Origin of the sequence: Allobrachymonas sp., assembly GCF_041912815.1 — a bacterium.
GTDB lineage: Bacteria > Pseudomonadota > Gammaproteobacteria > Burkholderiales > Burkholderiaceae_C > Brachymonas.
Map to the genome: position 1 here is coordinate 1 of NZ_JAYRLV010000008.1, position 12428 is coordinate 12428.

Annotated in this window: 12 protein-coding genes and 1 pseudogene; 6 read left to right on the forward strand and 7 right to left on the reverse strand. The window is 63.8% G+C overall.

Going from position 1 to position 12428, the window contains the following annotated elements; genetic code table 11:
• Both ACE3P9_RS07570 and ACE3P9_RS07575 read left to right on the forward strand, forming a co-directional pair.
• Positions 1 to 111, forward strand: a pseudogene (locus tag ACE3P9_RS07570) (IS481 family transposase); the annotation flags it as partial.
• A 336-nt stretch (positions 112 to 447) separates the two neighbouring features.
• Positions 448 to 1278: a pyruvate, water dikinase regulatory protein gene (locus ACE3P9_RS07575; RefSeq protein ID WP_374492990.1), complete on the forward strand. Its 831-nt coding sequence runs from the start codon at positions 448 to 450 to the stop codon at positions 1276 to 1278.
• Between the two features lie 126 nt (positions 1279 to 1404).
• On the opposite strand, the gene ACE3P9_RS07580 is transcribed toward ACE3P9_RS07575, so the two are convergent.
• On the reverse strand, positions 1405 to 2526 hold the full coding sequence (locus ACE3P9_RS07580) for a patatin-like phospholipase family protein (protein ID WP_374492991.1): 1122 nt from the start codon (positions 2524 to 2526) through the stop codon (positions 1405 to 1407).
• 282 nt (positions 2527 to 2808) lie between these two features.
• Between ACE3P9_RS07580 and ACE3P9_RS07585 the strand changes: the two genes are divergently transcribed.
• Together ACE3P9_RS07585 and ACE3P9_RS07590 are read left to right on the forward strand one after the other, a co-directional pair.
• Positions 2809 to 3222: an RNA-binding S4 domain-containing protein gene (locus ACE3P9_RS07585; protein ID WP_374492993.1), complete on the forward strand. Its 414-nt coding sequence runs from the start codon at positions 2809 to 2811 to the stop codon at positions 3220 to 3222.
• An 18-nt stretch (positions 3223 to 3240) separates the two neighbouring features.
• Complete coding sequence (locus ACE3P9_RS07590; protein ID WP_374492995.1) at positions 3241 to 3924, forward strand: Smr/MutS family protein; 684 nt, start codon at positions 3241 to 3243, stop codon at positions 3922 to 3924.
• 36 nt (positions 3925 to 3960) lie between these two features.
• Here the strand turns inward: ACE3P9_RS07590 and ACE3P9_RS07595 are convergent, their stop codons facing one another.
• From ACE3P9_RS07595 to hisB, 6 genes are all read right to left on the reverse strand, one after another.
• Positions 3961 to 4422: a group II truncated hemoglobin gene (locus ACE3P9_RS07595; protein ID WP_374492997.1), complete on the reverse strand. Its 462-nt coding sequence runs from the start codon at positions 4420 to 4422 to the stop codon at positions 3961 to 3963.
• Between the two features lie 48 nt (positions 4423 to 4470).
• The gene (locus ACE3P9_RS07600) at positions 4471 to 6993 is read right to left on the reverse strand and encodes an ABC transporter permease (protein ID WP_374492999.1); all 2523 of its coding nucleotides are present in this window, start codon (positions 6991 to 6993) and stop codon (positions 4471 to 4473) included.
• Between the two features lie 156 nt (positions 6994 to 7149).
• Positions 7150 to 8034 carry a D-hexose-6-phosphate mutarotase gene (locus tag ACE3P9_RS07605; protein WP_374493001.1) on the reverse strand — a complete coding sequence of 295 codons (885 nt, stop codon included), beginning with the start codon at positions 8032 to 8034 and terminating at the stop codon, positions 7150 to 7152.
• Between the two features lie 18 nt (positions 8035 to 8052).
• Entirely contained in the window at positions 8053 to 8802 is a 750-nt protein-coding gene (hisA, locus tag ACE3P9_RS07610; protein ID WP_374493003.1) for a 1-(5-phosphoribosyl)-5-[(5-phosphoribosylamino)methylideneamino]imidazole-4-carboxamide isomerase, read from the reverse strand.
• 67 nt (positions 8803 to 8869) lie between these two features.
• On the reverse strand, positions 8870 to 9517 hold the full coding sequence (gene hisH / locus ACE3P9_RS07615; RefSeq protein WP_374493004.1) for an imidazole glycerol phosphate synthase subunit HisH: 648 nt from the start codon (positions 9515 to 9517) through the stop codon (positions 8870 to 8872).
• The gene (gene hisB / locus ACE3P9_RS07620; protein WP_374493005.1) at positions 9517 to 10116 is read right to left on the reverse strand and encodes an imidazoleglycerol-phosphate dehydratase HisB; all 600 of its coding nucleotides are present in this window, start codon (positions 10114 to 10116) and stop codon (positions 9517 to 9519) included. Before hisB ends, hisH begins: the two co-directional genes overlap by 1 nt.
• A gap of 401 nt (positions 10117 to 10517) precedes the next feature.
• On the opposite strand from hisB, the gene hisC reads away from it, so the two are divergent.
• The gene (gene hisC / locus ACE3P9_RS07625) at positions 10518 to 11600 is read left to right on the forward strand and encodes a histidinol-phosphate transaminase (RefSeq protein WP_374493007.1); all 1083 of its coding nucleotides are present in this window, start codon (positions 10518 to 10520) and stop codon (positions 11598 to 11600) included.
• A 142-nt stretch (positions 11601 to 11742) separates the two neighbouring features.
• Positions 11743 to 12369, forward strand: coding sequence for a Spy/CpxP family protein refolding chaperone (locus ACE3P9_RS07630; RefSeq protein WP_374493009.1), 627 nt, complete (start codon positions 11743 to 11745; stop codon positions 12367 to 12369).
• The last annotated feature ends 59 nt before the right edge of the window (positions 12370 to 12428 follow it).

Below are 12428 nucleotides of genomic sequence, written 5' to 3' on the forward strand. Positions count from 1 at the left end.
CAGAAAGCCCTGCGGCATGAAACGCCCGTTCAGGCTCTCAAGCGATGGCAGGGGTCACATCCCACGTTGTTTGAAAAGAACGTACGCAATCATCCGGGACCTGACATCTAGGTCATGAGTGCAGCATGAAACCCACCGAATGATACTACTTAGTAAGTAAGTACATATAAGAAATGCACTTTTATTACCAACATGTACCTGGCAATAAAAGAAATTGCTTCTCATTCAATGTCTAAGGCGACGTATGACCGTGCTGCCCGAACTGTGACGGTCTATCCGCCTATGCAGCCTGGATGCGGGATTCCCTGACCTCGACTTGGTGAATAGCCGAACTGCACTCCCCCGCAGCATTTGACATTCCGGTAGCCCTGCCGGAGGCCTTCGCAGGCTCTACACTTGCTGATTCGATCCCTTCGTTTTCCTCTTTCCTGTCCAGACGAGTCTTCCATGCAGTCCACCGGCCTTGTGCGCACCGTGTTTTTCGTGTCCGACAGCACCGGCACCACTGCCGAAACCTTCGGCAATTCCATCCTGGCCCAGTTCGATCTCACGATCAAGCGGGTCCGCAAGCCCTTTGTCAACGACCTGCAGAAGGCCGAGGAGCTGATCGACGAGATCAACCGCATCTCGGCCAATGGGGCAGACCGTCCCATCGTGTTTTCCACGCTGGTCAATCTGGAAATCGGCCGCGTCATCAACGAGAAGGCCCATGCGCTCGTGCTGGACATGATCGCGATGTTCCTCAATCCACTCGAAAAGGAGCTGGGGATCAAGTCACACCACCGGGTGGGCCGCTACTCCGACATCAGCCAGAACAAGGCCTATGCCGACCGGATCGAAGCCATCAACTACAGCCTGTCGCACGACGACGGCCAGACCAACCGCGATCTGGCGCAGTCGGATGTGATCCTGATTGGTGTGAGTCGCAGCGGCAAGACGCCCACCTCGCTGTATCTGGCCATGCAGCATGGGCTCAAGGTATCGAACTACCCGCTCATTCCCGAGGACTTCGAGCGCATGCAGCTGCCTCCGGCTCTGGTGCCCTACAAGCACAAGCTGTTCGGACTCACCATTGATCCCGCCCGCCTGAGCCAGATCCGCAACGAACGCCGGCCGCATTCCCATTACGCCAGCCTGGAGAACTGCCGCAAGGAAGTGGCAGCTGCTGAATCGATGATGCGACGCTCGGACGTGCGCTGGCTCTCAACCACCCACAAGTCCATCGAGGAAATCTCGGCCACGATCCTGCAGGAGATCAAGCCCGAGAAGCTGAACTGACCCCATGTAGTGTCGGCGCCAGCGTCGACCCAGTCAGGCAGATGGTGTCACGGACAGGAGCCCCGACGCCCGGCCGAGCAGCCGGCCTGGCACCGTCTCCTGCAGTGCGTTCCTCCCCGACAGGCTTCAGGCGTTGATCACCATGTCGTCTGCATAGTCCTTGCGCAGATTCACGCTGCTGCGTTCGCCCACGGCTGCAAAGTTGCGCGACAGCCAGCGCTTGGCCTGACGACGGCCATGCTCGAAGAGCTGCTCGATCATGCCTGCATCCGTGGAGACCCGGCTGGCTGCAGACATGTCCTTGAGCATGTCGCCCCCGTCGATGCGGTGCATGCGTACCTGCTTGAAGTCAGGCTCATGCAGCTTGCCCTCTTCGATGAGGCGGTTGATGAGGCCGATCACCTGCATCTGGGACAACAGGTTGGAGTTGAAACCGATCTCGTTGATGCGGTCGCTGATCTCGGACTGTGTCGTGGGCACCCCTTCGCGGACGAGCGGATTGATCTGCACCAGCAGGATATCGGGCGTATCGCACAGGGAAATCAGCGGCGTGAGCGGCGGATTGGCTACATATCCCCCATCCCAGTACGCCTTGCCATGGATCTCGACCGCCTGGAAAATCTGCGGCAGACAGGCCGAAGCCATGACGGCCTGCAGAGTGACCTCCTTGCCGGTGAAGATTTCGGCCTTGCCCGAATTGACGTGCGTGGCTGAAATGAACAGCGGATGCCCCTTGAGCGCAGCGATGGCATCGAAATCGATTTCCCGCTTGAGCATGCTGCGCAGCGGGTTGAGGTCGAGCGGATTGAGGTTGTAGGGCGAGGTCCACTGCCTCAGCACCGTGCTGGCAATGCGCATCGGGTTGGGCAGGAGCGAGTAATACGGCAGCATGCTCGCCAGGTTCTCGTTGAGCGAATTGAGAGTGCCGGCCGCCATCACGCCATGCCAGATCGACGAGAGCTTGTCGCGAGCCAGGGCATAGCCATCACCACCGTCGCGCTGTGCAAGCGCCAGCCCGTGTGCCACGGCCACCGTGTTGACAGCCCCGGCACTGGCACCGCTGATGCCGTTGATGTCGAGTCTTCCGTCTTCGAGAAGCGCGTCGAGCACACCCCAGGTGAAAGCCCCGTGCGAGCCCCCACCCTGCAGGGCCAGATTGACGCGCTTGCGTGACGCAGGAGCAGGCAATGCCGCCTGCGCAGGTGCCGCCGGCATGGTTCCGGACTTGGTATTCTGGCTGTGGTTCATGAACATTGCTCCTGAAGTGCGCCCATGTGGTCATGGGCATTCCATTTATGCTGCAGTGCAGCATCGAGGCCATATGGTAAGCGAATCGACAGGTTGCTGTCCGTGACATGGTGTGACGGGACAGGCAAATTTATACTTCAGGCGTGACGCATTTCCGTTTTGACAGAGGGAATGTGCCGTCTGCCCTGTCGTGTCCGTCCGACAGAAAGAGCCAGATTCTCGAATCCCAATTCCATGATGACAATACGGTCTTCAGACACTCCCACCTCCTCCGATGCACGCATGCGCATTGACAAATGGCTATGGGCCGCGCGCTTTTTCAAGACACGAACCCTGGCCGTCGACGAGATCCAGAAGGGACGCGTGCAGGTCAACGGAATCGACTGCAAGCCTGCCCGCGAGATCCGGGTCGGGGACCGCATTGCCATGCGGCAGGGCCAGATGCCCCGCACGGTGGTGGTGGAAGGTCTGTCACCCCAACGGGGACCGGCACCGGTGGCGCAGCAGCTGTACCGGGAAACCGAAGAAAGCCTGGCGCTGCGCCAGTCGATTGCCGAACGCAACCGCATGGCCCCCGAACCGGCTCAGGCCATTGCGCACGGCCGCCCCACCAAGCGCGACCGCCGCCTGCTCGAACAGGCACGCGAGGACTCCGGCGACTGGGGCTCGCGCTGGAGCGCCAGCCTGCCGGACTGACGCCGAGGGTGCTCCACCATGTCCGCCAAGCCCCTGTCGCCTCCCCTGGCCCGCTCCCTGCAGGACCTGCGCCACCTCAAGCAGGCTCTGGCCCAGGCACGTGCCGACGAACAGGCCCGCCTGCGCGCTGCCCGGGAACTGGCCGAGAAAACCGAAACCGCACGCTATGTGTTTGCACATGCCGTGGGCAAGGTCCGTCCATTGGCCGGGGCCCATCAGTCACGGGTGATGCTGGCGCCTGCCCCGGTGCTGCCTCGCCCCCTGCAGCGCGAGCGCGACCAGGAAGCCGTGCTGCGCGAAGCATTGAGCGACGCGTTCGATTTCAGCACCCTGCTCGAAACAGACGAAAGCCTGAGCTACCGGCAGCCCGGCATCGGGATGGATGTGGTGCGCAAGTTGCGGCAGGGGCACTGGAGCATCCAGCACCAGCTCGATCTGCATGGCCTGCGGCGCGACGATGCACGCGAGGCGCTGGGGTGCTACGTGCGTGAATGCCAGCGCCGTGGTCTGCGCTGCGTGCGGGTCATCACTGGCAAGGGACTGGGCTCGCCAGGCAAGACCCCCATTCTCAAGAACAAGGTGTATGGCTGGCTGATCCAGAAGAAGGAAGTGCTGGCCTTCGTGCAGGCCCGCCCCACCGAAGGCGGTGCGGGTGCCCTCGTGGTGCTGCTCGCACCGGCTTCGCGCGGCCGGCGTGCCTGAGGTGCTCTTTCTGCACCACCGCTGCCCAGGTCCGATTCAGCGGTTGCGCATCCAGTCCGCAGTCTGCATGAAGCTCTGGTTGAGTCGCTCGATCAGAGCGTCTGGCACGCCCTCTTCGGACATCGCCTGGTCCATGCAGGCCACCCACTGGTCCCGCTCCTTGATGCCGATGGAAAAGGGCATGTGGCGCGCCTTGAGCCGAGGATGGCCGAAGCGCTCGACAAAGTGATCGGGCCCCCCTGTCCATCCGCAAAGGAACCAGAACAGATGCTGCCGGGCGCGATCGAGCTCCGGGCCGTGGGCCGCGCGCAATTCGGTGTAGACAGGTTCAAGATCCATCAGATCGTAGAAGCGATCCACCATGCGCTGAATGCCGGGCTCGCCGCCCAGCAGATCGAACACCGTCACCTGCTTGTCCTGCACTTCCTCCTGCCCGGCGGAACCGTGCGGAGCGGTGGTGGACGAGGTGGAACGTTCTGGGGACATGGAATCGGTCATGGCTGCAGCTCTCCTTGCACGCGAGGATACAAAATACAAAATGATAAACTATTCTGCCGTCATCGCGCGCAGGGTCTGAACCACCGGCTGCCGGAGCAGCTCCCGCAAACTCCACCACCCTGCCAGCCAGGCCAGCAGGGCCCCGGCGAACGCCCCTGCCGGGACAATCCACCAGGCAGGAAGCCATGCAAAATCGAAGACCTGCCGTGCCAGCACCCAGGCCAGTCCCAGCGCCACCAGCCCTGCCAGGCTGCCAGCCACGGCCCCCACGAGCAGAAGCTCTGCAGCCTGCATGCGGGCCAGCAGGCCAGAACCGGCTCCCAGTGCCCGCATGAGCGCAAGGTCGCGCGCCCTGCTCTCCCGCGTGGCGTTGAGCGTGGCGAACAGCACGACCAGACCGGCCACCAACCCAAACGAAAACAGCAGCTCCACCGCCCCGATGACCTGATTGAGCACCTGCTGGATCTGCGTGATGGCACTGGTCATGTCGATCTGGGTCACATTGGGAAAGGTCTGCAGCACACGCCGATCGAGACTTGCGCCCCTGCTGTCATTCGGTGGGCTGCGGTAGGCCGTGATCCAGGTGACGCCTACCTCATCGCCGAGGCCGGCCACCGGGTACATGGCAAAGAAATTCACATGCATGGAGCTCCAGTCCACCTTGCGCACCGAGGTGACAGTGCTCTCGCGCAGCACCCCTCCCATGTCGAAGCGCAGGCGATCGCCCACATGCAGGCCCAGCGTCTTCATGATGCCGGCCTCCATGCTGATGGCCCGGGGATCTCCACTGCGCCAGCTGCCCTGCTCGACCGGCGAATACGACGGCGGCTGCACACTGAAGCTCAGGTTGAACTCCCGATCCACCAGACGGCGGGCCTGCTCGTCCTGGTAGCTGTCAGGCTGGATATCCCGACCATTGACGGCCACGAGCCGGCCTCGCACCATGGGATACCAGTCATAGCGCCGCACTCCGGCCTCCTGCAGCAGCGTCTGGAAGGCATGGGCCTGGTCAGGCAGGATGTTGATGACGAACCGGTTGGGCGCGTCGACGGGAGATGCCTGACGCCAGCTCTGCACCAGGTCGGTCCGCAGCAGAAACAGCAGCAGGAGTGCCAGCATGCCCACGGCCAGACTGCCGATCTGCACGGCCGCCACGAGAGGGCGTGCTGTGAGCTGCCGTATCGCCAGCACCAGCCAGCGCGGCCACATTCCGCCCTGTCGTCCCTGGGTGATGGCTCGCAGCAGGGCCAGCATGAGCCGGGCCAGCGCCAGAAACACCACGGTCGCCAGAGCGAAGCCCCCGACAGCGATGCTGCCGAGCCTGAGATCGTGGCTGGCAGCCAGCAGCAGCCCGGCGAATCCCGCCAGCCCCGCCACAATGGTCACGACCGCACCGACCCGCAGGGGCATGGCCTCGCGCCGAATCACCCGCATGGGCGGTGTGCCGGCCAGCTGCAGCACGGGCGGCAGCCCGAAGGTCGCCAGCAGCAGCATGCCCACGCCCAGTCCAAATCCCACGGGCTGCAGGCCCGGCTGGGGCAATCCTCCCTGCACCAGTCCGCCGAGCAGTTCGACGAACCCGTAGTGCGCCCCATAACCCACCGCGAGGCCCACCAGACTGCCCGCGAGCCCCAGAAGCAGGAATTCGATGGCATAGGCCCAGGCGATGGTGCGCTGTCCCATGCCCAGCACGCGCAGCAGGGCGCAGTCATCCAGATGCCGGGAAGCAAATCCACGCGCTGCGAGGGCCACGGCCACGGCACTGAGAAAGGCCGCCAGCAGCGCCACCAGATTCAGGAAGCTCTCTGCCCGACCCAGCGTCTTCTGCATCTGGGGGTTGCCGGCATCCAGGGTGTCGATCGTGAGGCCCCGCACATGCAGTCGCTGCACCTCGGTGCGCGCCCACTGCAGATACCGCTGCACAGCGGCAGGGGTGCCCGTCATGGCCAGCCGGTAATGCACCCGGCTGGCAGGCTGCACCAGACCGGTCGCCGGCAGGTCGGACAGATTCATCAGCACACGGGGGGCAAAGTTGACCAGACTGTTGCCCCGGTCTGGTTCCTGTACCAGCACCTTGGCAATGCGAAAACTCCCATCGCCCAGCAGCAGCGTCTGCCCCACATGCAGCCCAAGGGTATCGAGCAGCGCATTCTCCACCCACACTTCGCCCGGTGCAGGAGGGCCGCGCAGCGACTGTTGCCCCGCCGGATCGATTCCCCCCTGGTCAGCCACCCGCACGAGCCCCCGCAGCGGATAGCCTGCGGCTACAGCCTTGAGCATGACCAGTCTGCCCTCTCCCCCCTGCCCCTGGGCACTGCGAGCCATGGTGGGAAAGGTCTGGGTGCTGGTCGTGGTGAGCCCCAGCGAGGCCGCCCTGACGGTGAATTCGACCGGGGTGGGAAGATCGCTGCTCAGCACGATGTCTCCCCCCAGCAGCTGAGCGGCATCGCGCTCCAGCCCTCCCTGCAGCCGTGCCGAGAAAAAGGCCACTGCCGACAGTGCAGCCACCGCCAGCATCACGGCAAAGCCGAGCAGGCGCAGTTCCCCTGCGCGCACATCGCGCCACAGCATGCGCCATCCGAGTTTCCAGGAAGAAATCACCGCCGCCGTCCCCTGTTGCAAGACCCCTCGCTCATGTCCGGATCATACTGGGTGCCCCCTGCCATCGCTGCCCAGGGGACTCTGGAAACTGCCGTGCACAGGTGCTGCACAGGAGTCCCCTGCAGATCAGGCTTTCCCCGGAAGCGCAACGGACAGGACCTGCCACCCCTGCCAGCATCCCCCGGGAGGCACAGTGATCTCGCCATCGATGTGTGCTGCTTCCACACACACGAACTGCGCATATCCGTTGGGCGGCAGATCGGCCAACGCAGCTCCCAGCACCGGGCCGGGATTCCAGACCACGGACTCCGTCATGGAAGGCGACTGGTGAATGTCGAGCACAGCGGCCGGCTCCTGCAGGCGCCATGCAGCCGGAGCCGGATAGACGCGGTCCACCTCCTGGCCAAAGACGATGTCTCCCTGCTGAACCGGATGCGCCGGGTCTGCTCCGGCCACCGCGTCCCAGTAGCGGACGCCATCGGCGCCCTGCAGACGCAGCGCTGCCAGATCCTGCACGGCCAGATAGCTGTGCAGGGCCGTGGTGAAAGCCCAGGATGCGCTTCCCGTGTTGTGCACGGACAGGGTCACGGATAATGCCCCCGGCTGCAGAACGACATCGAGCTCCAGCCTGAACGGATGGTTCCAGACCACTTCTCCCGCATCGTCGCAGAGCCAGTGCGCAGTCACATCCTCCTGCGTCAGCACCAGCCGGGCTGTGCCAGTGCCCTGGGCAGCTACCCGCCAGCGGCACATGCGCGCAAACCCATGCTTGGCCAGGGGGCCCCGCCGGTTGAACTGTGGCCAGCACACCGGAATGCCTCCGCGAATGGAGGCGCTGCCATCCCACAGGGCTCGGGGACTCAGATACAGCCGCTCGCGTCCATCGGCTGCGTGCCAGGACACCACCTGTCCTCCGAGCAGCGACACAATGGCCTGGCTGCCGTCCTCCGCCTGCAGGTGCACGATCCCCGTCGGAGAGGCTGCTGCAGGAAAAGCCGTCGGCTGCGTCATGCTCGGTCCATCAATCAGTCAGTCAGCCGGCTGGCCCAGCTCGTCGGCCCGCACCTGAGCGGCGGCAAAGTCCAGATCTCCGCTGTAGATGGCACGGCCCGCAATGACGCCGATGACGCCCTCATCCTCCACCTCGCAGAGGTGCTCGATGTCGTCCATGTTGCTCAGCCCCCCGGAGGCAATCACCGGGATGCTGGAAGCCTGTGCCAGCCGCACCGTGGCCTCGATGTTGATGCCGCTGAGCATGCCGTCACGGCCGATGTCGGTGTAGATGATGCTTTCGACGCCCAGATCCTCGTACTTGCGTGCCAGCGTGGTCACCTCATGGCCGGTGAGCTTGCTCCAGCCGTCGGTGGCCACCTTGCCATCCTTGGCGTCGAGCCCCACGATGATGTGCCCCCCGAAGGCGCTGCAGGCATCAGCCAGAAAGCCCGGGTTCTTGACGGCGGCCGTGCCGATGATGACGTAGCGCAGGCCCGCGTCGATGTAACGCTCGATGGTGTCGAGATCACGGATGCCCCCGCCGAGCTGCACCGGAATCTCGCCGTCGATCTCCTGCAGGATCTCCTTGACCACGCCCAGATTGCGGGGCTTGCCCGCAAAGGCGCCGTTGAGATCCACCAGATGCAGGCGGCGTGCACCCTGTTCGAGCCAGTGCAGTGCCTGCTCCACGGGGTCGGTGTTGAACGTGGTGACGCGGTTCATGTCGCCCTGTTGAAGGCGCACGCATTGACCGTCCTTGAGGTCGATGGCTGGAATCAGCAGCATGGCAATGGATCTCGAAAATCAGAGGGAGGGATGGAAAAAGACGGCAGCCCGGAGCATGCAGCAGGAATCAGGGCTTCCACGAAAGGAAATTGCGATACAGCGCCAAACCCCAGTCCGCACTCTTTTCGGGGTGGAACTGCGTGGCGAAGATATTGTCCCGTGCGATGGCAGCCGTGTAACGAGCGCCATAGTCCGCTTCACCGACGCTGTGCGCGGCATCGAGCGGCTGCGCGTAGTAGCTGTGCAGGAAGTAGAACCAGCTCTGGTCCGGAATGCCCGCCCACACCGGATGCGAACGGGTGATGGAAACCTGGTTCCACCCCATCTGCGGCACCTTGAAGCGGCTGCCGTCGGGCTGCAGGCGCCCTTCGAGGTGAAAGCGCCGCACCTGCCCCGGAATGAGGTCGAGCGAGGGGGTATCCCCTTCTTCGCTGCGGGTCAGCAGCATCTGCATGCCCACACACACACCAAACAGCGGCTTGCTGGCAGCGGCTTCCAGCACCGCCTCCATCATGCCGCTGCCGGCAAGGTGGCGCATGCAGTCGCGCATGGCACCCTGTCCGGGCAGCACCACCCGCTCGGCCGAACGGATGGTGTCAGGATCGTGGGCAATGACCACCTCATGCTGGTCGGAGGCCACATGCACGAGCGCCTGCGCCACCGAGCGCAGATTGCCCATTCCGTAATCGACGACGGCCACACGGGATTTGGACATCAGAGGCTGCCTTTCGTGGAGGGAATCATGCCGGCGGCACGGGGATCAAGCTCCAGGGCCATGCGCAGGGCACGGCCAAAGGCCTTGAACACCGTTTCACACTGGTGGTGCGCGTTGACTCCACGCAGATTGTCGATGTGCAGTGTGACGCCCGCATGGTTGACAAAGCCCTGGAAGAACTCATACACCAGCTGTGTGTCGAGGGCTCCGATGGCCCCCGCCGTGAACGGCACCTCGAAGGTGAGCCCCGGCCGGCCGGAAAAATCCACCACCACCCTGCTCAGGGCTTCGTCGAGCGGCACATAGGCATGGCCATAACGGCGGATGCCCTTCTTGTCGCCCACGGCAAGACGCACGGCCTGGCCGAGGGTGATGCCGATGTCTTCGACCGTATGGTGGCCGTCGATGTGCAGATCGCCACGGCACTGGATGTCGAGGTCGATCAGTCCGTGACGGGCAATCTGGTCCAGCATGTGGTCCAGAAAGCCGATGCCGCTGTGCAGGCTGGCCTGGCCGCTGCCGTCCAGGTTGAGAGAGACCGAAATGTCGGTTTCGGCAGTGGTACGCGATACCTCGGCGATGCGGGCAACTATGGTCATGGCTTCGATGGTTCCGATTCAGCCCTTGCGGCATGTCCGCGCGCGGATACCCCGAAGACCGAAAGACTTCCGGCAAGGTCGCGCATGCGGGCTGACAAAGGCGCATTGTAGAAAAATTATCGCATTGCCTCTCCCCATGAACCGACTTGTTCCTGGGATTTTCTGCAGCGCCCCCCATGGAGCCGTTCCGCTGCACGCCCCGGCATGCATCGGAGCGATGCCTGAGGCACAATTGACAGCTCCCGCCCTTTCCTGCCCCATGCCCGGCAGAGGAGTGCTGCCAGCCGATGGAATGCGCCTGCTGCGCGACGCACCCCGGCCTCACGACAGCAGGGAGGCCGCATTTTTCCTGCGATCTGCGCCCCGCAGCCAGATCGACATGCCTTTCCGAAAGCCGCGTCATGAGCAATCGCTACTGGAGTCCCCTGGTCCGCACTCTGAGTCCCTATGTCCCGGGCGAACAGCCCAAGCTGGACAACCTGGTCAAACTCAACACCAACGAGAACCCCTACGGTCCTTCCCCCCTGGCGCTGGCCGCCATTCGCGACGCCGCCGCAGACAGCCTGCGCCTGTATCCCGACCCGAATGCCGACCTGCTCCGCTCGGCGCTGGCACAGCGCTTTGGGCTCACGCCGGCCCAGGTCTTTGTGGGCAACGGCTCGGACGAGGTGCTGGCCCATGTGTTCATGGCCCTGCTGAAGCACGACCTCCCGCTGTGGATGCCCGACATCAGCTACAGCTTCTACCCCACCTACTGTGGCCTGTATGGCATCGCCAGCCGCCTGATTCCGCTGGCCGATGACTTCTCGATCCGCGCCGACGACTATCTGCCCCGCGACGGCGAGCGCGCCGGCGGCATCGTGTTTGCCAACCCCAATGCCCCCACAGGCCGCCCGCTGCCGCTGGCCGAGGTGGAGCGCATCGTGGCCGGCAACCCGGATGCGGTGGTGGTGATCGACGAGGCCTATGTCGATTTCGGGGGCGAGAGCGCCGTCACGCTCATCGACCGCTACCCCAATGTGCTCGTGGTGCACACCTACAGCAAGAGCCGCTCGCTGGCCGGCCTGCGCGTAGGCTATGCGCTGGGGGATGCCGGACTCATCGAGGGCATCGAGCGCATCAAGAACAGCTTCAACTCCTACCCGCTCGACCGGCTGGCCCTGGCCGGTGCCGTGGCATCCCTGCAGGACGAAACCCACTTCCAGAGCTGCTGCCAGCGGATCATCGCCTCCCGCGAGCGTCTTGTGGCCGGACTGAAAGCCCTGGGCTTCGAGGTTCTGCCTTCGGCAGCCAACTTCATCTTCGCCCGCCACGCGGACCATGAAGGTGCCGAGCTGGCCGCCGCGCTGCGCACGCGTGCCATCATCGTGCGTCAATTCCAGAAGCCGCGCATTCATGCGTTCCTGCGCATCTCGATCGGCACCGATGCACAGTGCGAAACGCTGCTGGCCGCCCTGCGCGAGATCATGGACACCCGCCCCTGAACCCATGCCCCATGCCGGCCTTTCCGTATGTGCCCACGGAAAGGCACGGTGTTTACAAAATGAAACATGCATGCTGGGAACCAAGCCCCGATCATCTGAATCTACCGAAACAGATAACGTCGCTTTTCAAGGAGACCTTTCCATGCAAATGAAATTCGCACTTGCCCTTGCTGCCGTGGGCGCCTCTCTGGCTTTCGGCAGTCAGGCTCAGACACCTGCTGCCGCGACGGGAGCTGCTCCCGCCAGCGCTTCTGTACCTCCCTGGGGTCCTGGCATGGGCCGTGGCCCCATGATGGAAGGACGTCGCGGAGGTCCACGCCATGCGCCTCTGACAGCAGAACAGCGCAAGGCCCTGTTTGCCGAGCGCATGCAGCATGAAGCTGAAGCGCTCAAGATCACTCCCGCACAGAAATCCCACTGGATGGCCTATGTGCATGCCCGTGAGCGCATGCAGCAGGATCGTCCCATGATGTCGCCGGAAGACCGTGATGCCCGCTTCAAGCAGATGCAGGCCATGACGCCGGACCAGCGTCTGGAGTTCCATGCGGCCCAGATGCGTGAGCATGCCAAGCAGATGGACAGCGTGGCAGCGGCATCCCGCAAGCTGCGTGCGGCTCTTTCGCCCGAACAGCGCAAGACCTTCGATGCCATGTATGCACGCCACGATGGTGCACGCGGGCCGCAGGGTCGTGGAGAGTGGCGGGGTCGCGGCATGCCGCCCGTACCGCCTGCTTCTGCCGGCATGATGCCGCCTCCCGCAGCGCAGTAAAGCGCATTGCACCGGATCTTCAACAGATCCGGTGAGCAGCGCAGTGCTTTCCGTCGCCT